We start from the raw sequence: 23,558 nt of genomic DNA, 5'->3' as shown, positions 1-23,558 counted from the left end.
GGCCGGGGCCTACTACTTGCGAGCGGCTCAGTACTTTGCGGGTATGCTGTATACCGAAGGTCTGGCGGTCCAACCCGCTGCCGTAACGCCACTACCCGGCGAAGTCAACGAAAATTTCCGCCTCACGGCCCCCTCCGGAGAATCATACCTCCTCAAGGTCAGCCCGCCCGATGGCGCCGCGGAGGCATTTTCCAGGGACCTACTGTGCCACCTCCGTCAGGCCTCCCTTCCCTTTGCCGTCCCGGAGCTGCTCGAATCTCACCAGGTCACTACCGAGGCAGGCCCGCGTACCGTAAGACGCTATACGTGGCTACCCGGCCGCCCCCTAGCCGAGCGGAACCCACGTACTCCTACCCTACTCCGACAGTGGGGCACCACCTGCGGTCATTTATCCCGCGCGCTGGCCGATTTCGATAACCCGGCAGCACCCCGTAACTACCGCTGGGATCCCCTATGCGTGGGTAATAGTGATCTAGTGATGGATGGTCTAGACCAAAATCAGAAAACACTAGCGGAGTATTTTCTCGACCGCATTCGCAAGTTGGATCATTCCGTTCTCCGCCGCGGCATCAACTACAACGACGCCCACGAGCTCAACCTGCTGATCGCACCCCGTGAGGACCGAATCACCGGCGTCATCGACTTTGACGATGCCTGCTACACGGCTACGGTCTGCGAGCTAGCCATCAGCTGCGCCTACGCCGGCATGGGCATGGCCGATCCACTCGGCGCGATGCAGGAGGTAGTCCGTGGCTACCAGACGGTCTTCCCCCTTCAGGAGATAGAACTGGCCGCACTCTTCGATCTCATTGGTGCCCGGCTGCTGCTTACCGTTACCACCGCTGCGGAAAACCGTCTGCGTAACCCCGATAATGCGTACCTCAGCGTGTCGGAAGCCCCCGCCTGGACGCTGCTGGACCAGCTACGCACCGTACACCCCACCCTAGCGCTCGCCCACTTTCGCACGGCCGCCGAACTACCGGCCCACCCCCGCTGGCAGGCCTACCACAGCTGGTGCGCGCGGGCTACCCCCGAGTCTCTGGTCGTTTTTCCGGAGCGGGTGCTGCCCCTTAATCTCAGCGTGGGCAGCCCCACCCTGGGCCTTAACCGCAATTTTGAGCAGCTCTCCGTCTTCGTTACCCACATCCGCCGCCACCTCGAGGACCAGGGGGCCGAAATGGCCGTGGGCGGCTACGGCGAAACCCGACCGGTCTACACCACCGACGCCTTTCGCGGCACGGGCAACCAGGGACCCCGCTGGCGGAGCGTACACCTCGGCCTTGATTTCTGGACTCCCCGGGCCAACGTTGCCGTAGTGTGTCCGCTCGACGGCACCGTACACAGTTTCGGCACGGACCCCACGCCGGGCGGCTACGGCACCACCATCATCCTGCAGCACGATCCGATCCCCGGGCTCACCTTTTATACCCTCTACGGGCATCTCAGCAGTTGTTCCATCCAGAGCATACGGGCGGGGTCGCAGGTGCAGTGCGGGGAGTTGCTGGCCACGATGGGCGCACCGGACGTCAACGGTGGCTGGCCTCCCCACCTTCATTTCCAGGTGATGCTCGATCTGCTGGGCGGCTCGGTGGATTTTCCCGGCGTGGCCTACCCCGACGAACGGTACATCTGGCTGGGTCTGTGTCCGGACCCCCGCACGCTCATCCCCCACCCCCTGCCAGAAGAAGTGCCCCCTGCAGATGAGGCGCAGACGATTCAACAGCGGCGCGGCAGGCTGCTCGGCCGTAGTCTAAGTGTCTCCTACCACGAGCCGCTGGTCATCCTACGGGGGGCGGGGCAGTACCTCTACGACCGTACGGGTAGGCGCTACCTGGATACGGTCAACAACGTAGCCCACGTGGGCCACGAACACCCCCGCGTAGTGGACGCGGCCAGCCGGCAGATTAGTTTGCTTAATACGAACACCCGCTACCTCCACCCCGCCATCGTAGCACTGGCCGAGCAGCTCACCGCCACCCTACCCGCGGAGCTTAGCGTGGTGCACTTCGTCAATTCCGGTAGCGAAGCTAACGAGCTGGCACTGCGGATGGCCGAGGCGGTGACGGGTACCCGGCGTACGGTCGCAATGGCAATGGGCTACCACGGTAATACCAGCCGGACGATTGAGGTGAGCCAGTACAAGTTCGGCCGTCATGGGGGGCAGGGGCGACCCAACCATACCCATCTGTTACCGTTACCGGACCGGCTGCGCGGTACGGGGCTCGATCCCCTGCCCCACGTGCCGGAGCAACTGAGTTCGTTTCTTCACGAATCCATCCTGAGTTGCGGGGGGCAGCTAACCCTTCCCGCGGGCTACCTGACTGCAGTGTACGATCGCATTCGCGCCGGCGGCGGCATCTGCATCGCCGATGAGGTGCAGACGGGCCTGGGCCGGGTGGGTAGCCACTTCTGGGCGTTTCAAACCCAGGGTGTGGTGCCGGACATCGTCACCATCGGAAAACCCTTCGGCAACGGGCATCCACTGGGCGCGGTGGTCTGTACCGAGTCTGTTGCCGCGGTCTTCGCCAATGGCATGGAGTACTTCAACACCTTCGGAGGTAACCCGGTGAGCTGCGGGGTGGGTCTGGCGGTACTGGACGTAATGCGTGATGAGGGCTTACAGGAGCAGGCCCGCGGGGTAGGCAGCTACCTGACGGAGCTCCTGCTTGCCTTACAGTCCGATCACCCGCTCGTGGCGGACGTTCGGGGGCAGGGATTATTCCTGGGCGTGGAGCTCTGTGGGCCAAGCCTTGCACCTGCGACCGCGCCCGCTACTTACGTGGTGAACCGGATGCGCGAGCTGGGCTTCCTGCTGAGCACCGACGGACCGTACGAGAATGTGCTGAAAATCAAGCCGCCGCTGTGCTTCAGTCGTGGGAACGCGGAGATGCTGGTGGAATACCTAGACCGCGTGCTGCGGGAAGACGGCTCACGGTTTACTGACTAGCTGCTGTAGCTGGCGGCGGGCGGCGGAAGCCCCGGTAGGATGGTCGTACTTTACGCAGGCCTGCTCGATGCGCAGGAGGTTTTCGCGCATCGTGTCCACGCCCCAGGGGTCGGAATCCAGGTAGCAACGCAGCTGGGTGAAGCAGCTGTCAAGGAGGGTACCCACCTGCCAGTCGTTGAGGCGTAGTACGCCGGCGTCCTGCTGACCGGTGACGGCATTGTAGGGTTTCACCGCGGCAAGTTGCATGAAGAGCTGCCCGAGGTAGTTGATGGCGGTCATGGCCGTGCCGGGGTCATTGATGGCGGGGCTGGCGGCTTTGATGGCTACCTCGACCTGGTGCTTGAAGCCGGTGGCGTAGACATCGATGGGCTCCTCCCGGGAAAGGGTGTAGTAGGAGTCGATGCTAATCTGGTCGGCTGACTGTGTATCGCCCCAGCCGAAGAGGGGATCGCCGGTGTAGACAAAGGAGCCCGGGCGGGGCAGTAGGTAGATTTCGGTCCGTAGCTTCTGGGCTGCGTCGACCAGACCTGCATAGTCCAGCTCGTCGAGGTAGCCACACCGGTCGGCAAAGATGCGGGGCTGGGGATCATCGTCCGGTCGGTCCCTAGCGGTGATAAGCGATAGCCTTTGCTCGTCGAGCCGTTCGAGGCGGCGGCGGGTGTAGTCGTAGCTTTTGCGCAGGAGTACGTTGATGAAGATGCTCTGCGATACCCGGTGGATGAAGTAGATAAACAGCACCAGGCTTAGAATCGCAAAGAATCCTGCGCTAGCCGCCGCCAGTACCGGTGGCTTGCTGAACTCCGGCGGCTCGGCTACGCCCAGTAACAGGATGGTACTGTGTGCGATCGTACCCGCTCCTACCCCTAGGATCTCCTGGTGGTACCGCTCGGAGAGGACCAGGGGGAGCAGCCGGGGGGAGTAGGAGCTGATGCTACGGTCCAGCACGTTCATCACCATGGTGTAGGCAAAAATCGTAAGGGTGAACACTCCGGTAATCACCGCTGCCAGGGTGGTGCGGATGGTATCAAGGTCCGTAAGGTTGTAGGGGGCAAGCCAGTCGGGCAGGTCCTGCGCCTCATCCGTAGTGCTAAGCTGGTAGCAGGCTAGGGCTACGAAGGCGAAGAAAATGAGCGTGGGGAGGCTGGCGATCGAGCGAACCAGATCGCGCAGCAGCAGCATAATTTTGCCCATCGGTGCTTAGGCGGCCACGGTACCACGCTGGGGCAGCAGGTCGGTGACTTGCATGGCGGGTTCGAAGCCCTCGGCGGCACTGCGCTGGATGGCGATGTAGGTGATCATGAGTCCGTAGATGACCTTAGAGGTGACGTCGGCCACCGTGAAGAGACCCTGACGGATGACCACGCCGGTGGAGCTGGCCTCGAAGAAGGGCATGCCGTAGGCCAGGGGGTAGAGGGTCCAGGCAAACATCATGAGCCAGAAGACCTTGCGCATGGGCGAGGCGGCCGTGGCGGGCATATCGGGGGTGGCCCGAAAGATGCGGGTGCCGACGATCCAGTTCATACCGATGAAGAAGAGCGTAGAGATGGCCCCCCACAGCATCAGGGTGCCTATGCTATCGATCTCGTAGAGCTGACCGACGTAGCCGGTCACAATCATCGCCCAGGCCAGCAGAATAAGGGTGGTAGCCGTCTTAAATAGATCGTTACCGCGGATGTTGAGCACGATGAGCAGCTGCACGAGTAGGCAGGGAACGGTAATCATCCAGTTCACGTAGCGGTAACCGTTGGAGAAGGTTTCCTGGGCGGGGTCGTACATACCCGTGGACTGGTTAAACGTAAAGGCCTGCTCCCAGAGGTTGGACTGGCCGTAAAGGATGATGCCGGCCGAGACCATGACGATACAGCTTAGCGCGGTGGCGGTACGGTAGTGGGGGGCAACGAAACGGGAGGTAAGAATGAAAAAAATGAGGGCGGCGAAGTGCGCCCCGACCCCCATGCTGAGCAGGTGGTCGACGGCCTCGTAACGACCTACGGTGTAGGAAAAGAGGCTCTCGATGTTTGTCATAGGTTGTGTTTAATTTGAGCAATCAACCCTGGAGTTGAGAAATATGTTGCGGCAGATTTTAGTGCGGGGGCGGCGGGGAAAATGGTACGCTGAAACCGGACCCTAACGCGCTTGATCGGAGAAGCTGGCCGACACAGTTAAAGATTTTCAGCTCGACAATTTAACTCCGGCAGGTCGTTTCCCTATTAGTCCCAGAACGTTTAGGTTAACGAAGGCGACCCCGGTTGCGACTGCTTCTAGGTCAGCGCTACGACCGCGTTACGATCGCATTTGGTTGTTAGGGAGTTGCTTTATCGGACTTTTAGACATTTTGAACAATCCAGAACAAGCTTTGAGACGACTCCTCACACCAGCTTCAGCGCTGTACCTACTGCTGTCATTCTGCTTCGTTTCCTGTACATGGGATGCTGCTTACTCCAGCACGGGAACCGTCCATGTCAGCTACTCAGACTCCAGGGGCTATCAATTGCTACGCCATGGTAAGCCGTTCTACGTGAGGGGAGCAGCCGGGGCAGACCACTTGGGAAAGCTTCGTGCTTACGGTGCTAACACCCTTAGAGTGTACTCACCTGACAGCCTAGGACAGCTACTGGATCGAGCCCTGCGGCTGGACTTGGCGGTAGTGGTGGATATCCCGTTGCCGGCCTACGATGACAAGGCAACCGCTCCGACCCTAACGCCCCTTACCGATTCAATCCTCGCCCTGGTAGACCGCCATCGGGACCATCCGGCCTTACTGTTCTGGATGCTTGGAAACGAGATTTTCCAGAATGGGTACGACGCAGGCTTCCTACAACAGTACAATCAGCTAGCGGATGCCGTGCGTGCTCTCGATGCTGACCACCCCGTGAGTACGGCGGTCATACCGCACCAGTTGCTTAGCCTGTATACGGGTTGGGCTGGCTTACGCATCGATTTTATTTCGCTAAACATGTTTGGCAACCTTTCCACCTTTGATCGCACCCGCGACCTGCTTACTCCCGTTTGGCGGGGCCCTTATCTCATTTCAGAATGGAGCTTCAACGGGCCGTGGGAGGAGCAAACTACGCTCTGGGGAGCGCCGCTGGAATCTCCCAGCACCACCAAAGCGCAGCATCTGCGCGACCGTTACCTTGGGGAGGTGTCTCGGTCTGCGGATCGCCGCCTGCTGGGTAACCTGGCGTTTTACTGGGGAGCGAAATACGAGCGTACGCCCACTTGGTTCAGCCTGCTGTCTGCCACCGGGGGAAGCAGCGAACCGGCCTTCGCGCTCGGCAATTTATGGCAGGAGCGTTCCGCCCCCTTCCCTGGCCCTCAGGTTGCGTATTTACTGCTAGACGAACGGGGAGGACAGGAAAGTATCATGCTACCCGCCGGAACCTCGGCCATGGCAAAGGTCCAGTATGCTGGTCTACCACCATCGGAGCTGACCTTTAAGTGGGAAGTCCGCGCAGAAGACTGGAGGGGGCAGGGTGAACTAGGATTCGGTCCCGATCCAATCGCAGGTTTGTTCCTTCGTTGCGACCGCGATTCGACTAGCTTCCGTACGCCGGACCAGCCAGGTCCCTACCGTATTTATTATTACGCGGAGAGTTCCGATGGTTTTTTCTCTACCGCCAATATTCCCTTTTACGTAGTCGCCTCCAATGAAACTAAATGACCCCATTGTACGCAATCCAACGTTTCGCGAACAGCTGATTATCCGCTTATTGATTGTTACCGGGGTGATCAGCATCGTCCACTTTTGCTACAATTTTTTCCAGCCCCGCTATTACGGAGAGCCTTTGCTGTACGCGCTCTTGGCCTGCGTTATCGTCTACGGGCTGGTCCGCGATATGAGCCTCTGGTATTACTATGCCGCGATTAAGGTGCCACTAACTCCGGAATTAAAGCAAACGTTTACCGTAGACGTACTGACCACCTATTTCCCGGGTGAGCCCTACGACATGATTGAAACTACCCTACGGGCGATTCAGGCCATCAGGTATCCCCACACCACCTATTTATGCGACGAGGCCGATGACCCCTACCTGAAACAGTTGTGCAGCGAAATCGGCGTCATACACGTGACGCGCAGCGTTCGGGTGGATGCCAAGGCCGGAAACATCAACAATGCCTTACGGCAGGCAACGGGTGAGATCTGTCTGATACTGGATCCAGACCACATTCCCGAGCCGGACTTCTTAGACCACATCATTCCGCACTTTCAGAACGAGTCAATTGGCTTCGTGCAGACCGTGCAGGCCTATTACAATAAGTTCGACTCCCTGGTAGCGAAGGGATCCGCCCAGCAGACGTTCCACTTCTACGGGCCGATGATGATGTCGATGAACACCTACGGCACCGTCAACGCCATCGGTGCCAATTGCACTTTCCGGCGCAAGGCGCTCGATAGCATAGGCGGGCACGCCCCCGGGCTAGCAGAAGATATGCATACCGCCATGCTACTGTACCGCGAGGGGTGGCAGTCGGTCTACGTACCACGCATTCTGGCTAAGGGCCTGGTGCCGGCTAGTATCACCGCCTACTTTAAGCAGCAGCTTAAATGGTCACGCGGCACCTTCGACCTACTAGTCAAGGTGTATCCCCGCATTTTCAGTCGGCTCACCTGGCGGCAGCGCCTCCATTACGCCCTCATGCCGGTGCACTATCTGGCCGGGGTGGTCTACTTCATCGGCTTTCTCATCCCAATCCTGTCCCTGGTATGGTCCGAAGTACCCTGGACGGGCAACTTTGGTTTTTTTCTGCTTCTGATCGGTCCGGTCATCTTTACGTCCTTCATCCTCCGCTTTTATATACAGAAGTGGCTGATATCCGACGATGAACGGGGGTTCCATATCGTTGGTGGCATCCTGGAAATTCTGACGTGGTGGGTGTTTGCCCTCGGTTTTTTCTATACGCTCGTAAATAAGAAGGTGCCGTATCTACCAACTCCAAAGAACGACGAGGACGCTACGCACTACACGCTGCTGCTGCCTAATCTGACCATCGGAATTGCCTCGCTAGCTGCCATCGTTTACGGTCTGTCCCGTGACTTTACTCCATTTTCGCTCATCATGGCCTGCTTTGCCTTGCTGAATGCATCCTTCATGTTTTTCAGTGTATATCTGGCCTTTGGAGTCACGAATCGCAACGGCGTGTTTAGAAGCAAATTACCAAGCCCGGCGCGTACCGTCGGTCGCCACGCCAAGCGTCAACTGCTGTGGGCGCTGGATGCTATGACGGTGACGGTAAGAAAGCTTGCTCCCTTCATCCTGGTCGCTATTGTAGGTGCTACCAGCCTACTCATGTCTCTTTACAACCAACAGGAATTCGAGATGATCGAACCCGCCGCCCCCACTGCTACCACATCGACCGCACCCAAACTAGGTATTTTCTTTCCCGCGGATGGGAGCGGCCTTTCCGAGCTGAGCTCCATCAATCGGATCGAGCCCAGGGCGCACACTCCCGTAGATATAGTCTCAAGCTATATACCCTGGAGCGGCGGCATGGAGAACGACCGCATCTTGAATCACCTGCAGTCCATTACTGCCCGGGGGTTTGATCCGATGATCACCTGGGAGCCCTGGGTCAGCCATTTTCCAGGTAGCGGTACGGACTCTTTGCTTAGGCAAGAAAGGCGCGGCCTGAAAGCTATCGCTGAGGGCAGGTTTGACGAGTACGTCATCTCTTTCGCCCAGCAACTTGCCGCACTTGAACGGCCGGTGTACTTACGTTTTGCGCATGAGTTCGATAACCCCGGATACCCCTGGTCTACGGCGGGCGACAACCAGCCCGAGGACTTCATTGCGGCCTGGCGCCGCGTCCACGGCATCTTTCAGCAGCTAGGCGCTGGGAATGTTCGCTGGGTGTGGAACCCCTGGCAACCACAGGCGGTATCCTCCTACTACCCTGGCAAGGATTTCGTGGACTATATTGGGTTGACCACCCTGAATTACGGCCCGGTTTATGATAGCCTGCCGGTCCGATCCTTCCGGGAGCTCTATGCTCCTTTTGCCGAACAACTCGCCGACCTTCCCCCCACGCCGGTCATCGTGGCGGAGTTTGGCTCCCTTGGCACCCCCGTCGAAAAACGGGAGTGGGTACGGGCCTCCCGCCAGTTCATCCTGGATAGCCTGCCCGAGATTCATGCGATCGTGGCCTTCAACAGCGCATTTGACGAGAACCTCCCCGCCCGCAGCGAACACGGACCCAGTCAGCGGCTGGACTGGACCCTAGATGCCTACACGCTGTTCAATGTGGAGCCCGCCACGGCGACAGCGGATACGGGGCATGCCAACTGGGCTACCGCCACGCTCTGGCGTGGCCGTCCGCTACCGAGCCAATCCGTCCGTGCCGTAGGCTATAAGAAAGGAGCGGGTTGGAGTACCCACCGCTACATCCCCTCGCGTGATAACCTGGAGCATGACTTCGGTCTGATGCACGCAGCGGGAATCAATGCTATCCGGATTACCCTACCGGGCATGTATGACTACAACCTCATGACCATATCCGAGGAATTTGGGTTAAAGGTCATCTATAACTTCTGGGTCTCGGAGACGATTGACTTCGTAGCAGATAGCACGGAACTAGCGCAGTTGCACGACGAAATTATTGATCAGGTCCGCGACCAGGTAGACCGCCAAATGTTGCTTCACTGGAACTTCGGCAATGACGTACTATCCAACCTTGCGGCCCATCACCTGCAACCCACCCTACACCGGCAGCGCGTGGCCTACCTCAACTGGCTGGGTGCACTGATCCGCGACATCAAACAGGTCGATCCCGAGCGGGCGGTCATGGTCGCGGTCGCCGCGACGACGGAAGGTATCCAGTTGCTGGAAGAATACGAACTTCTGGAGGGTCCGTTAGATGCTGTAGGCCTGACGGTTGGGGAAAGCTCCCTGTCCGCCCGGGCACTCACCGAGGTATTGGACCGCTACGCCGGCCGGGTGGTCCTCGGAGATATCGACGCTCAGCATCTTGCCGCCTTACCACCCTCAGCCAACCAAGCCTACGCGGTAGTCTCCAACTGGCAAAATGAATGGCGCAAGGGCAAGTTATCCTTCGATGGGCTGCTCGATTTTAGCAGCCGTCCCACCGGAGACTATGTTACCCTGAGCGAGTTGTGGGCCGACAGGCCCTTGGCCGCCATCCACTTACCTGCTGTTGCCGTGCTCGCCCCGGCGCTACAGCCCATCGTAGGACAGTCGTATACTTATCGGGCGTTGGCGCGGGATGGCGATGAATGGATGCCGGCTCCTACCCCCTTCGGGGGCTACTCCTTAAGTTGGAATCTGGTGAAAACGGATGCCTACGGCAATCCCATTGCGCTTCGCCAACTCGGCGAAGGAGCTCACATTGAGGTACAACTGCCCGAGAATCACCTAGCGTATCAGATTATGCTTACGGTTACCGATGGTACGTATTCCCACTCAGTGCGCTCCCCTCTCCTGCCGAAATAAACAAAGGGACGATCGCCACCACCGCGATCGTCCCTTTTACTATCCCAGTCGGGGCACCAGGATTCGAACCTGGGGCCTCCTGCTCCCAAAGCAGGCACGCTAACCGGACTGCGCTATGCCCCGTGGCGGAGACGGCGGGATTCGAACCCGCGGTACCCTGTTAGAGTACGTCGATTTAGCAAACCGGTGGTTTCAGCCACTCACCCACGTCTCCGGATGTGCTTGTTGCTAAGGCGAGGCAAAGCTACAGCCCACCCCGCACCCGCCAAAGCATTCGGCCAATTATTTTGAGTCAGCCCAGTCCAAGGACAAAACGGCAGAGGAGGGGATGTAACTGCAGGTAGCACTTTACACCACGTACCCCCAATGTGTATTAGTTGCAACCGGTTGCTCGCCAATCTCGACTTGCACGGCAAGGTCTCAACAAATTCCTTTCGAGCTTTGGGATATTGAACCGGGTTTGATTATTATTGCAAACGATTGCACTACCCATTACGGAAGCTGCATCGCCCGATCATTCTCACTAATGAAACTTAAGGTTCATGCTAATCAACATTCGCCGCGGACTGCTGCTAGTCTGCTGGCTCACCCTACTTTGTTCTTCTACCCTACTTGCCGCCGGCCTTCAGGTGGCCGACCCCGTCACCGGTACGGTGCTGGATGAGGATGGCTTTCCGCTCATCGGCGTCACCGTAGTGGAAGCCGGTACGAGCAGCGGCACGGTGACCGATCTTGACGGTAACTACTCTATCACGGTCAGTGGACCGGAGGCAGTCCTACGCTTTTCCTACATCGGTTACACGGCCCAGGAGGTGGCGGTTGGTGGTCAGACGGTGCTAGACATCGTACTACTCACCGATGCTACTCAGCTCGAGGAGGTGGTGGTAATCGGCTACGGCACGCAGCAAAAAGCGGACGTAACTGGCTCGGTCTCCCAGATCGAGGGGCAGGAGATTAATGTGGCCCCCACGCCGAACCTATCGGCTAACCTAGCCGGCAAACTCTCCGGGGTAATTGCCGTGCAGACGACCGGCCAACCCGGCTTCGACGATGCGGCCTTCCAGATTCGTGGCCGTAGTACCCTGGGCAATAATAGCCCGCTCGTATTGGTGGACGGCGTAGAGCGTAGCTTCGCCCGCATCAATCCGGCCGAAGTAGCTAGCGTAACTGCCCTGAAGGACGCTGCCTCCACCGCCGTATATGGTTCACGGGCGGCCAATGGCGTACTGCTTATCACTACCCGCCGGGGTCGGGTTGGTAAACCCCAGTTCCACTTTGACGGTAACATCGGTCGGCAGTCCCCGGCCGGCCGGCCCGAACTGATGGATGCCAACGAGTATGTGATCGCCTACCGCCAGGCGCTATCTAATGAAGGTACTCCTGACGATCAGCTTCCCTTCGCTAATCTATTGGAGGATGCGCGCGCCGGGCGCCTGCCCAGCTACGACTGGTGGAATCAAACGCTGACTAACTCGGCCCCTCAGCGGCAGTATAATATGTCGGTGGATGGCGGCAGCGAGGACCTACGCTACTTTTTCGCCTACGGCCGGCTCGACCAGGAGGGCTTCTTGGAAAACGCGGGCTACAGCCGCAACAACGTCCGTTCGAACGTAGATGCCGACGTGGCACCAGGCCTTACCCTTAGCTTCGACCTTTCGGGGCGTATCGAGGAGCGGCTTCGCTCGGCCGACGACGACGGGGAGATCTTCTCCAACGTCCTGCGCGCCAATCCCCTCAATCCCGTATTTCTTGACGGTATCGAGGGCGCGGAGGGCCTGCCACCCGGTTCCCTGGGCTTTGACGGTTTTAGTGGAAACTCCTTCGGAGATGCTAACCTGAACGGTTCGCGTGAGGAAGAATTTTTCGTATTCCAGTCTAATTTTCAGCTCAACTACGAGCTGCCCTTCGTAACGGGACTCTCCGCCAGGGGCCTTTTCTCTTACGATGCGGCTAATGTCACCAACCGAACCTTCTTTACCCCGTACACCAGCTATCAGTTAAATGAGGCTACCGGGGAGTACATCCCGCTTCAGAGCGATAACATCAGTTCGTTACGAGAGCGGCGCGACGACTCGCGGCAGTTGACCACACAACTTAGTCTGCGTTACACCCGTGAAATAGGCGATCATTACGTAGCGGGATTAGCCCTCTTCGAGCAGATCGGCCAGCGGGGCAACTACTTGTCAGCATTCCGCGATGGCTTTCTTTCCCCCACGCTTCAACAATTCTTCGCGGGTAACCCGCTCAACGACGAGAACGATGGCTCCGGTTCTGAGCTTACCCGTCGGGGCTACGTGGCCAGAGTGGATTACGGTTTTAAAAACCGGTACCTCCTACAGGCCAACATCAGGGTGGATAAGTCCTCCATCTTTCCTGAGGATACCCGTACTGGGTACTTTCCCGCTTTTTCTGCCGGCTGGCGGGTTTCCGAAGAGCCTTGGATGCAAGGAATCGACTGGCTTGGTACCCTCAAGTTGCGAGGTTCGTGGGGTATAACCGGTAATGACCGCATCGCTGGGTTCCAATTTCTGTCTGGTTTCCCGTTTGCGGGTGGCTATGTGGAGAACGGACAATTTCAGCCGGGGGTGACCCCCGGGGTTGTGGCTAACCCCAATGTGACCTGGGAGCGGGCAAAGACTACCGATATAGGCCTCGAAGCTGGATTTTTAGAAGGCAAGTTTGGCCTTGAGGTAGATTATTATCAAAAGCGTACCGAGGATATTCTCGCCGCCAGAAACCTCTCCGTACCACTCACCTTCGGTGCTAGACTCCCGGCCGAAAATATTGGCATTGTAGACAGTTGGGGCTGGGAGTTCACCGCTCGCCACCGCAACAACATCGGCCCGGTGGAGATCAAGGTAGACGGCAACCTGACCTTAGTACGTAATGAGATTGTGTTCATCGACGAGCCGGAGGGGGTCAATCCCGCTACCAGCCTTGAGGGTAACGAAATTGGTGTATTCCGAGGCTACCTTTCCGATGGCCTCTACCAGACCCAGCAGGAAATCGATGAGGGCCCACAGCAGTTCGGCACCCTGCAACCCGGCGATATTCGTTATCGAGACATCAATGGCCGGGACGCTGACGGTAACCTTACCGGCGCGCCCGACGGGGTGATCAACGATGATGACCGGGTCATCATCGGTGGAAGCTCCACGCCCAACGTGATCTACGGCCTTAACCTCAACTTTAACTATACCGGTTTCTCTCTGGCCCTTAACTTTCAGGGGGCCGGTGACTACGCCCGCGAGATTGCCCCCCGTGGGTTCCTCCTCAGTGTAGGCAACAACTTTGATGTCCTGAACGATTCATGGACTCCCGAAAATACCGGTGCGCGCTATCCCCGTATCCTGCCCGATGGCAACAACAACAATAACCAACGGAGCGACTTCTTCGTCGAAAATATCAACTTCGTGCGGCTACGCAACGCACGACTCTCCTATGATTTTAAGGAGCTTCCCGGTCTGTTTGACCGTACGGGCATCGATAAGCTTCAACTCAGTGTATCGGCCACCAACCTGCTGACCTTCACCAATGTCTCCATCGGTGACCCGGAGGGAAACAACGGTAACTCGCTGTTTTACCCCATTGCACGGGTCGTCTCGGCCGGTCTGCAGCTGGAATTTTAAATGCCCCCAACTACCACTATCATGCAAAAGTTATATCCCTACCTGCTAGCCTGCCTGTTCTCGGTGACCTCCTGTAGTGAGGATTACCTAAACCTCACCCCCATCGACCAGGTGTCATCCGATGTCGTGTTCACCGATCAGGGGCTAGCCGACGCCTACTTAAACAACATCATCGGCTCCCTGCCCGCCGGGCAGTACAACAGTCCCGGCGCCGGCTACGGAAACAACTACTTGTTAGCCTCCATCTCCGATGAGGCGCGCTCAAAGAGCGGCTGGGTACCCTCCAATTCGGTAGTCCGTACCGGCAACATCCAACCCACCAATATGGGGGGTCTGGACATTTGGGGGCCAGCCTACACCTCCATTCGTAACGCCAACGAACTGTTAGCTGCCCTGCCGGATGCAGATTTTGACGAGGAATTCAAAACGACGGCCTCGGCCAGCCTACATTTTGTACGCGGCTGGTTTTATTGGGACCTGGTACGCCGCTACGGTGCCGTACCTGTGCTCACCGAAGCTCAAACCCTGGAAAGTGACAATCTACTTCCCGGCCGTACCCCCATATCCGAGGTATACGATTTCATCGATCAGGAACTTCGCCTTGCCGCAGAAGGCCTGCCCAATAAATCAGATGCACCGGTTGGGGCGCTGAACCGGCAAGGGGCCATCGGACTGCACGCCCGTGCCATGCTGTACGCCGAACGATACGAACAAGCTGCCAACCTAGCCGACCGTCTCATCAATGGAGAGGACAACGACGGCTTGGAATTATTCGGCGCCGAACCAGCCAATGCGGAGGAAGCAGCCAGCAACTACCGGGAACTTTTTCTCTCCTACGGTGGCAACGTAGAGACGCTCTACGAGATCACCTTCCTGCCCCCCGAGCGTGCCCACCAGTTCGACCGCGGCAACTGGCCCGTGCGCTGGCGCAACGACAACGGTGGGCAGACCGATCCGACCCAGGAGCTCGTTGATGCTTTTCAGACCGCCGACGGGCTCGATATCGATGACCCTGCTTCCGGGTATACCCTACAGGACCCATACAGTAATCGGGAATCGCGCTTCTATGCCTCCATTTTCTACCACGGTGCCGAGTTCAGTGAAGTGTCTCCCTCCCGTGGCGAACCCTTCATCGATATGGAGTACAATGCCTTCAATGAGGGGCCTGGCGAGCAACGTGATGGTAATGCATCGATTACGGGCTATCTGGTACAAAAATGGGTGGACCCGGCACTTGGCTTCGCCCCCGAGGGCGTAAGCCGTACGGCCTGGCAGGAAATCCGCTTCGCCGAAATCCTACTCATCTACGCCGAGGCGGAAAATGAGGCTAACGGACCGAGCGAAATGGTATACGATGCCGTCAACCGCGTACGGCGCCGGGCTGCGCTTCCCCCCCTGGCCGATGGCCTCTCACAGGATGAGATGCGCCAGCGTATCCGCCACGAGCGCCGTATCGAACTGGTGTTCGAAAACCACCGCTGGTTTGACCTTCGCCGTTGGGGCACCGCTTCCGAAGTACTCAATGCTACGTTTACCGGCATTCGTATCGACCGCGATGGCGTACCTACCGCCGCGGAAGGTGGTCCACAACACGTGTTCGACCCCGCCCAGCTCACGTTCAGCACCTTTCAGACCGGTCAGTTTGAAAACGTCTACCCCGACCGCTACGATCTGTTGCCCATTCCACTGAGCGAGGTGGAAGCTAACCCCAATCTGGGGCAGAACCCCGACTACTGATGCGGTTAAATGGTGTACCGGCGGCGGCAGTCGCCCTCAGTCTCATCCTTCACCCGGGCCCGCTCCACACCCAGCAGTTTGTGGAGCGGGCTCTTTCGTCAGGCATTGACCACTATACCTACGACCCTACCGGTATGGCCGGCGGCGTAGCCGTATTCGACTATAATAATGATGGCTGGCCGGACATTTACCTCACCGGCGGATTAGGCTCCGACAAGCTCTACGAAAACCGCGGGGATGGTACCTACAGCGACGTAAGCCGCGAGCGGCGAATCGATGGCCTGCGCGGTCTCAACACCGTAGGCGTGGTGGCTGGCGACCTTAACAACGACGGCTACACCGATCTCCTGCTCACCACTGGTCAGGGAGACCACTGCCATCTGCTGCTTAATCAGGGAGGTGAGTCATTCGTGGATCGGTCCAGGGCGGCCGGCATCACCCAGCAAGTCTGGTCCAGTAGTGCTACCCTGGCTGACTACGACGGCGACGGTGACCTTGATATCTACGTCGGCAACTACGTCGCTTACAGCGCACTGCCCTTCGAACAACATATCACCCGCGCCGAGACCGACTTTCTCTACCGCAACGAGGGGAACTTACGATTTACCCTTACGGAGTCCCCCCTTCCAGATGAACGTGCCGGCTGCACCCTGGCTACCCTATTTTCCGATTACGATGGCGATGGGGCAGCGGACCTCTTCGTGCTCAACGACTTCGGCGACTTCTACGAGCCGAACAACCTACTCCGAAACAGTGGCGTGGTAGGCAATCCGTCCTTCGAGCGGGTCAGCGAGCGTACCGCAATGCGGGCGGCCATCAATGCCATGGGCATCAGTAGTGGTGATGTAAATGGTGACGGACGACTGGATTATTACGTCACCAACATAGGCGATAACCGCCTATACCTCAGTCAACCCGACGGCACGTTCACCGAGAGCGCCCGGCAGTACTACGTCAACGACGGCAGCGGCTCGAGCTGGGGCACCGTGATGCAGGACTTCAATCAGGATGGCTACCTAGACCTGTACGCTAACAAGGGTTTTTTGTATGCCCTCGATGTGCCGCAGTATAACCGCGTGTACCTCAGTCGCGATAAGGATCTGCTCTTTGACGATGCATCGCGCGATCTCATTTTGCCGGCTACCGTAGCCAATAAAGCCCGGGGGGTGGCCTACGGCGATCTGGACCGAGACGGTGACCTGGATTTAGTGGTGGCTGGGGTAAGGCTTGACCCAAATCACACCGCACGCGCACTCATCTATGAGAACAATACACAAAGTGGCGGGCACTGGGTACAGCTACAGTTAAAGGGTACCACGGCAAATGCATCCGCCGTCGGTGCCCGGGTACGGTTGTATACTCCGGACCACACCACACTACGCGAGCTGACCGCCGGGGGCAGCTACCTCTCCAGCCACAGTCCGGTCCTACACTTCGGACTGGGCAGCACCACCACCATCGATAGCCTGGTCATCGACTGGCCGGCCCCGGGTGGTCGGGAGGTTATTGAACTACCTTCCGTCGACACTCAGTATGCCTTCGTAGAAGGGGGTGCACTTACCGCCACCGACAGTCCGAAAGCGCCCTCTACGGACTTAGGATATAGGGTCTACCCTAACCCGAGTGGTGGAACGATTTTTATAAACTCTCCGGCGCAGACCGCGCAGGAAAGCGCTCAGCTTCGCCTTTTTGATATGGCGGGGCGGCTGTTGTCCAGCGCTGAGTTGAAAATGGGGCAGCGTCGGCTCCCCGTAGCCGAGCACCTCGCATCCGGCCTGTATCACCTGGAGGTGCGCACCATCGCAGGTAGGCAACGTATCCGGGTGATCGTACACCGGTAATTTAGTTCACACCGCGAACCGCCCCCCACTCCGGCACTATCCCCGCATCAAAGCCCCACAACAACGGTAGCACGAAGTAGCAAAACAGCGTGATCACCACGATAGAAATCAGGTTCAACCACAGTCCCGCCCGCACCATATCCGGTATCGTCAGGTAGCCCGAGCCGAACACCACCGCGTTGGGCGGTGTGGCCACCGGTAGCATGAAGGCACAGGTAGCCGCCAGGGTGGCCGGCACCATCAGCGCATAGGGGTGGATACCCAGGGGGATGGCCGCCGCGGCAAACACCGGCATTAGCATCGAGGTGGTCGCCACGTTGCTCGTGATTTCAGTCAGAAAGTTCACCGCCGTAGTGATGAGCAGGATGACCACGATCAAGCCTACGTGCTCCGGCACGCGTAACGATGACCCGATGAAATCCGCCAGCCCACTTCCCCCGAACCCACTGGCTAGCGCAAAACCACCACCCAGCAGCAGGATAATCCCCCACGGCAACCGCACCGCCTCCTGCCAGGTCAGCAGCGGCTCGTCGATCGAGCGGCCCGGGATGAGGAACAGGGCGATGCCCCCCGCCATGGCGATGATGGGATCGTCTAGCCCCGGAATGAAGGGTTGTAGTACACTCGTCCGGAAGATCCACGCCAGGGCAGTAAGGGTAAACACCACCAGTACCTTCTTTTCCTCCCGGCTCATCGGTCCCAGCGCCGCCAGCTGCCGCCGTACCTCCTGCCGCCCCCCCGCAAAGCCCGCCTTCTCAAACTGAAACGCTACCCGCGTGAGGTACCACCAGCACAGCGCGAGCAGGAGCAGGGAAACGGGAAAGCCGATCGTGAACCACTGGGCAAAGGTGATCTCCACCCCGAAGGCCTCCTGGACGACGCCCACTAGCACTAAATTCACTGGCGTACCGATAAGACTGGCCATGCCGCCGATCGAAGCACTGTAAGCCACGGCCAGCATGAAGGCCTTGCCGAACTGGTCGTTCTCGTCCACCTCCGGGGTCGTAGGATCGTCGCGCAACTGCGCCACGATGGCCGCCGCGATCGGTAGCATCATCACCGCCGTAGCCGTATTAGAGATCCACATCGACAGCAGCCAGGTAGCCACCATGGCCCCTAGAATGATCAGCCGCACGTTACTACCGATCAGCGCGATAGTGCCCAGCGCGATCCGGTGGTGCAAATCCCATTTCTCAATGGTCATCGCGATCAAAAAGCCCCCCAGGAAGAGAAACACGAACCGGTGCCCGTAGGCCGCCGTAGTGGTCTCCAGATCGAGCCCGCCCGTGAGCGGAAACAGGACGATCGGTAGCAGGGCCGTCACCGCGATGGGCACCGCCTCGGTGATCCACCACACCGCCATCCAGGCCGTCGTAGCCAGTACCGCCACCCCGGGCGTTCCCAGGGCGGCCGGACGGAATAGCCCCAGAATTAAAAAGAAAAACAGCGGCCCCAGCAGGAGCCCGATACGCTTGGTCGTCATATGATACTTACTGCCGCCTCACTAGATAGGCATAAATGGCCGCTTCTACTCGCTTGGCCGCTTCCCGCACCGCCCTAGTCTCGTCCATTCCTTCGACAATCAGCGGTATAACCTCCTCCGCACCAAGCGCCGCGGCACTGAGCGCACTGCGTCCGCATACGACCACCGTAGGCCGCCCAAACCCGAGTACCCCACCCACCAGCTTACCGCGTAGCGTCTGTTCATCGACTGCACCCTCACCGGTCACGATAAGATCCGCCTCTTCGGCCAACTCCCGCACGCCCAGTGCTTCAAACAGTACCTCGGTACCCGAGCGAAGGCGTGCGCCAAGAAACGCCACCGCGCCCGCTCCCAGACCACCCGCCGCCCCGGCCCCCGGCACCTCATACACCTCCTGGCCCAGATCGCGTCGAATACAGCCGGCAAAGTGCAGCATACCGAGCTCTAAATCCGCCAACTCCTCAGCTGCCGCTCCCTTCTGTACAGCATAAGAATACGTCGCGCCCTCCGGCCCGGTGAGCGAATTAGTAACATCACAGGCCGCCGTGATCGTAGCCTGCGCGAGCGCCGGCAACCGCCCTGCCCCGTCGATCCGATCCACCCACTGTAGCGAATCCGCCATCGGAATGAAATCCTCCCCCTGCGCCCCGATAAAGCGGTACCCCAACGCGGCCGCCATACCCGCCCCGCCGTCGTTCGTGGCACTTCCGCCGAGAAACAGCGTCACCTCCCGCGCCCCCCGCGCCAGAGCATCCTCGATCAACATGCCCACTCCAATAGTGGTCGTATTCTTCGGGTGCCGCCGCTGCGGCGGCACCAGCTGCAGCCCACAGGCCCGGGCCGATTCGATCACCGCCCGCCCACCACCCAGCAGGTACTCCACCGTAATCCACCGCCGTAACGGACCGCGTACCCGCAGCCGCCGCACCTGCAATTCAGCCTGCCCCCGTAGAAGGTCCATGCTTCCCTCCCCCCCGTCGGCCAGGGGGTGCACGATCACCTCCGCTCCGGGCATTGCTCGCACGATGCCCCGCCGTAATGCCTCTGCGGCTTCAGGCGCCGTCAGGCTTCCCTTAAACTTATCCGGACAGACCAGTACCCGCACCGCAGGCCTAAAGCTCCCGCACCCAGATGTTGCGGTAGGAAACCAGGTTACCGTGATCCTGCAACTTGATCACATCGTCACCGTGGGGCAGGTAGTGGGGTAGGCCGATGTACTCCGTGGGCCCCTTGATCTCGAAGTGGTTAAGCACCACCACCCCGTTCATCAGGAGCGTCACGTAGGCGGGGCGCACTACGATGCCGTCCTTACTGAAGTGCGGGGCGGTATAGATGACGTCGTAGCTCTGCCACTCGCCCTGGGGCCGCAGCGCGTTGACCAGCGGCGGGGTTTGCTTGTACACCGAGCCGGCCTGGCCGTTGGTGTAGGTATCGCTGCCCTCGCTTTCCAGCACCTGAATCTCATAACGGCCCTGTAGAAAGATACCGCTGTTGCCGCGACCCTGGCCCTCCTTATCGGGCTCATTGGGCGACTTCCACTCTACGTGCAGCTGCATATCGCCAAACTTGCGGCGGGTGCTGATGTAGCCCGTGCCGGGTTTGACCACCAGGGCATCTCCCTCACTCGTCCACTCCGCCGGGCCCTGGGTATCATCATCGACCCACTCGCTAGCGTCGGCACCGGGGCCCAGCAGTACGATGGCGTCGCTGGGCGGGGCGCCCATTTCGCTACCGGGCTGCACCTTCGGCGGCACCGGCTCGTAGAATTCAGTGGCGGTAGGGTCGGTAATTTGCCCGCAGGCCATACCGGTCACGGCCATACAGACCAAAAGAAGGGAAATACGCATGATCGCTGGTGTTGTTGCGGACAAGGTACACCGTCCAGTTCACTTTCCGGCAACTTCTGCCCGACCGGCGTAGGGCACCGTGAAGTGGTACAGGTCACGGGCGGCCGTGGTGTTGAGGAACATCTCCCGAGCCTCCCGTTCGTGGGCCTCGACGTCCCGGTACCGTGCACTGAAATGACCCAGCACGAGCTGCTTTGCACCGGCGTGTAGCGCCACCTGAGCCGCCTGTTTTGCCGTGCTGTGCCCCTTTTGTGCTGCTTCGTCCGCCATATCCTCCAAGAAGGTGGCCTCGTGGTACAGCAGGTCCACCCCCCGGACGTAGTCGGCCAGCTCCGCAAAATAAACCGTATCCGAGCAGTAAGCGTAGGAGCGGGGCGGGGCCGCCGGTGCTACCAACTCGGTGTGGGGAACGAGCTTCCCGGTGACCGTCCGGTAGTCCCCGCCCCCCTTAATATCGGGAATAGCCGTCCAGGGAATCGCGTACTGCGCGATCTTGTCCTTGCGAATATTGGGCTCCCGCGGCCGCTCGCGGATCAGGTAGCCGTTGGTGGGGATACGGTGCCGCAGGGGAAAGCTGAAAACCTCTAGTTCGCCACTCATGGTAAGCAAGCTGAGCTTAGTTGCCGTATGCTCCTGGAAGGTAAGTGGGAAGGGCAGGCGCCAGCGGTCGAGCTCGAGCAGGGGGCTGAGTTTTGCGCGTAGTCCCGGCGGACTGACGATACGCAGCGGTGTCGTGCGGCCCTGAAGGGAAAGACTGGTAAGCAGGCCCGGTAGTCCGAAGTAGTGGTCGCCGTGCAGGTGGGTGATCAGGACGGTGTCGGTGCGGCCCAGCCCGGTACCGGCGGCCTGGAGCTGAAGTTGGGTGCCCTCGCCGCAGTCGATGAGCAGGTCAGTGGCCTCGCTACGCAACAGCTGAGCCGAGGCGTAGCGCTCCGGGGTGGGTACGGCCCCGTTGGAGCCGAGGATGATGACCTCGAAGCGCATGAGGTGGTGGAGGGCTTACTCGTCGCCGGGCTCGGCCTGTAAATCGCGTTGGAGCTCCTCCATGAAGACGAAGTCGACCGCCTCGCTCTGGGTGGGCAGGATGGTGAGCACAGTGTCTACCTTGCTGATCTCGACCAGGCGCTTAACGGCACTGTGCACTACGCCGGTGACTACGAAGGTGCCCAGGTTGCTCCACAGGCGGCGGGCGGTGAGGATGGCGCTAAGTCCGCTGCTGTCGACGTACTTGACGTTACTGAGGTCCAGGATGAGGTTGGCGATGCCCTCGTTGGCCATGATGACGAACTCGGATTTCAGCTGCGGGGCGATGGCCGAGTTGAGGTTTTCCTCATCGGGGGTAAAGACACTGTAGCGTTCCTGCTTGTCGGTGCTGAATTTCATCGGTAGGGGGTGGGTTGATCGTGGTAGCCGGCAAATGTAGGCAATCGGCCACAGACTAGCTAGTCACGCACCCGCAGGAAGAACACGCTCAGGGCCAGCAGCACTAGCATCAGCAAGGCTACCACCCCGAGCCCCACGCGCAGCCCGGCGATGCCCGGAAAGAGCGCCATGCCCTCCGGCAGCAGCGAATTCTGGTAGTCAGAGATGAAGCCAATGATGGGCGGACCGAACAGAAAGGCCGAGTAGCCGATCGTGCTGACCGAAGAAATACCCACCCCCGGCCGCAGCCCCGGCACCTTACTGGCCTCGCTGAATACGACCGGGATGATATTGGCTACCCCGAGTCCCACCAGAGCAAAGCCAGCGATGGCTAGTCCGGGCAGCGGGAAAAGCAGGGCCACCATGATGCCAAGAAAGGCCAAGAGCGATCCGCCACGCACTACGTTGACCGAGCCGAAGCGCAGGCGAATGTAATCGCCAAGTCCACGCCCCACTAACATGGCTCCACTCAGCGCCGCCTGCCCGATCGGTGCCAGTGCCTCGGCACTGCCCGTCACCCGCGTCATATAGATCGGCGACCAATCGGCCACCCCACCCTCCCCGATCATGGTGCAGAGTGAGCAGATACCGAGCAGGATGATGGCCGTACCGAAGTTAGACGAAGAGCCCGAGCTACCCTCCGCCGCTACCGGATCGTCGGACAGTAAACCGGGCCGTGCATAGAAGGCCGCCACCAGGGTCAGAATGGCTACGGCAATGAAATGCTGCCCCACGTCGAAGCCCAGCGCGATGAAGCCCGCCGCCGTCCCCGCCCCGACGAACATGCCCCCACTGAAGCAGGCATGGAACGAAGAGGTAATGGGCTTACCCCAGAGCTTCTCTACGTCCACCGCCTGGGCGTTCATCCCCACGTCCATCACCCCGGTCGATACACCCACCAGCGGCATCACGAAAAGCAGCGCCAGGTAACCGGGCAGGAAGGCGATGACCGGCACCGTAGCGATAAATACCAGCGTAGAAAAAATGGTAAGTCGTCGGCTGCCGTAGCGTACGATCAGGAAGCCGGCCAGGGGCATCGCCACCAGGGCCCCCACGGCGAGGCAGGTAAGCGCAAAGCCAGTCTGCCCGTTGTCCATACCGTATACCTCCTGCAGACGGGGCAGCCGGCTGGTCCAGTTGGCGTAGATAAAGCCGTTGATCGCGAAGGTAAGTCCGACGGCGATGCGGCTACGCAGAAGGGAGG

The 23,558-nt window shown here is 59.5% G+C and carries 14 protein-coding genes and 2 tRNA genes; 6 read left to right on the top strand and 10 right to left on the bottom strand.

Going from position 1 to position 23,558, the window contains the following annotated elements; translation table 11 throughout:
- Positions 1 to 43: 43 nt before the first annotated feature.
- Positions 44 to 2,947, top strand: a complete 2,904-nt coding sequence (locus ACOOHD_RS02705; protein WP_420460025.1) for an aminotransferase class III-fold pyridoxal phosphate-dependent enzyme — start codon at positions 44 to 46, stop codon at positions 2,945 to 2,947.
- Here ACOOHD_RS02705 and ACOOHD_RS02700 read toward each other — a convergent pair.
- The gene (locus tag ACOOHD_RS02700) at positions 2,930 to 4,138 is read right to left on the bottom strand and encodes a DUF2254 domain-containing protein (protein ID WP_420460024.1); all 1,209 of its coding nucleotides are present in this window, start codon (positions 4,136 to 4,138) and stop codon (positions 2,930 to 2,932) included. The two genes, ACOOHD_RS02705 and ACOOHD_RS02700, sit on opposite strands and share 18 nt — an antisense overlap.
- A gap of 6 nt (positions 4,139 to 4,144) precedes the next feature.
- On the bottom strand, positions 4,145 to 4,972 hold the full coding sequence (locus ACOOHD_RS02695; protein ID WP_420460023.1) for a bacteriorhodopsin: 828 nt from the start codon (positions 4,970 to 4,972) through the stop codon (positions 4,145 to 4,147).
- Between the two features lie 559 nt (positions 4,973 to 5,531).
- On the opposite strand from ACOOHD_RS02695, the gene ACOOHD_RS02690 reads away from it, so the two are divergent.
- Positions 5,532 to 6,611 (top strand): glycoside hydrolase family 2 TIM barrel-domain containing protein, encoded by a 1,080-nt coding sequence (locus tag ACOOHD_RS02690; protein ID WP_420460022.1) that lies wholly within the window; start codon positions 5,532 to 5,534, stop codon positions 6,609 to 6,611.
- A complete protein-coding gene (locus ACOOHD_RS02685; RefSeq protein ID WP_420460021.1) occupies positions 6,598 to 10,395 on the top strand; it encodes a glycosyltransferase in 3,798 nt (1,265 codons plus the stop codon). The genes ACOOHD_RS02690 and ACOOHD_RS02685 overlap by 14 nt, the downstream gene beginning before the upstream one ends.
- A 48-nt stretch (positions 10,396 to 10,443) precedes the next feature.
- On the opposite strand, the gene ACOOHD_RS02680 is transcribed toward ACOOHD_RS02685, so the two are convergent.
- Together ACOOHD_RS02680 and ACOOHD_RS02675 are read right to left on the bottom strand one after the other, a co-directional pair.
- Positions 10,444 to 10,518 (bottom strand) — tRNA-Pro (locus ACOOHD_RS02680).
- A tRNA-Ser gene (locus tag ACOOHD_RS02675) sits at positions 10,519 to 10,609 on the bottom strand.
- A gap of 328 nt (positions 10,610 to 10,937) precedes the next feature.
- On the opposite strand from ACOOHD_RS02675, the gene ACOOHD_RS02670 reads away from it, so the two are divergent.
- Genes ACOOHD_RS02670 through ACOOHD_RS02660 form a run of 3 tightly spaced genes read left to right on the top strand, consistent with a single transcriptional unit; the run spans position 10,938 to position 17,602 of the window.
- Complete coding sequence (locus ACOOHD_RS02670; protein WP_420460020.1) at positions 10,938 to 14,024, top strand: SusC/RagA family TonB-linked outer membrane protein; 3,087 nt, start codon at positions 10,938 to 10,940, stop codon at positions 14,022 to 14,024.
- Between the two features lie 21 nt (positions 14,025 to 14,045).
- Positions 14,046 to 15,761 carry a RagB/SusD family nutrient uptake outer membrane protein gene (locus ACOOHD_RS02665; protein WP_420460019.1) on the top strand — a complete coding sequence of 572 codons (1,716 nt, stop codon included), beginning with the start codon at positions 14,046 to 14,048 and terminating at the stop codon, positions 15,759 to 15,761.
- Positions 15,761 to 17,602: an FG-GAP-like repeat-containing protein gene (locus ACOOHD_RS02660; protein WP_420460018.1), complete on the top strand. Its 1,842-nt coding sequence runs from the start codon at positions 15,761 to 15,763 to the stop codon at positions 17,600 to 17,602. Before ACOOHD_RS02665 ends, ACOOHD_RS02660 begins: the two co-directional genes overlap by 1 nt.
- A 1-nt stretch (position 17,603) precedes the next feature.
- Here the strand turns inward: ACOOHD_RS02660 and ACOOHD_RS02655 are convergent, their stop codons facing one another.
- From ACOOHD_RS02655 to ACOOHD_RS02630, 6 genes are read right to left on the bottom strand one after another with little or no spacing between them, the layout of a single operon-like run.
- Positions 17,604 to 19,085 (bottom strand): SLC13 family permease, encoded by a 1,482-nt coding sequence (locus ACOOHD_RS02655; protein WP_420460017.1) that lies wholly within the window; start codon positions 19,083 to 19,085, stop codon positions 17,604 to 17,606.
- Between the two features lie 7 nt (positions 19,086 to 19,092).
- Entirely contained in the window at positions 19,093 to 20,190 is a 1,098-nt protein-coding gene (locus ACOOHD_RS02650) for a glycerate kinase (protein WP_420460016.1), read from the bottom strand.
- 7 nt (positions 20,191 to 20,197) lie between these two features.
- Entirely contained in the window at positions 20,198 to 20,932 is a 735-nt protein-coding gene (locus ACOOHD_RS02645; RefSeq protein ID WP_420460015.1) for a 3-keto-disaccharide hydrolase, read from the bottom strand.
- A gap of 39 nt (positions 20,933 to 20,971) precedes the next feature.
- On the bottom strand, positions 20,972 to 21,916 hold the full coding sequence (locus ACOOHD_RS02640) for a ribonuclease Z (protein ID WP_420460014.1): 945 nt from the start codon (positions 21,914 to 21,916) through the stop codon (positions 20,972 to 20,974).
- Positions 21,917 to 21,931: 15 nt separating this feature from the next.
- Positions 21,932 to 22,315, bottom strand: coding sequence for an STAS domain-containing protein (locus ACOOHD_RS02635; RefSeq protein ID WP_420460013.1), 384 nt, complete (start codon positions 22,313 to 22,315; stop codon positions 21,932 to 21,934).
- A gap of 59 nt (positions 22,316 to 22,374) precedes the next feature.
- Complete coding sequence (locus tag ACOOHD_RS02630; RefSeq protein ID WP_420461402.1) at positions 22,375 to 23,514, bottom strand: MFS transporter; 1,140 nt, start codon at positions 23,512 to 23,514, stop codon at positions 22,375 to 22,377.
- Positions 23,515 to 23,558: the final 44 nt, after the last annotated feature.

Origin of the sequence: Neolewinella sp. (assembly GCF_965214665.1) — a bacterium.
Classification (GTDB): Bacteria; Bacteroidota; Bacteroidia; order Chitinophagales; family Saprospiraceae; genus Neolewinella.
This window is presented reverse-complemented; position numbering and strand designations above follow the sequence as displayed.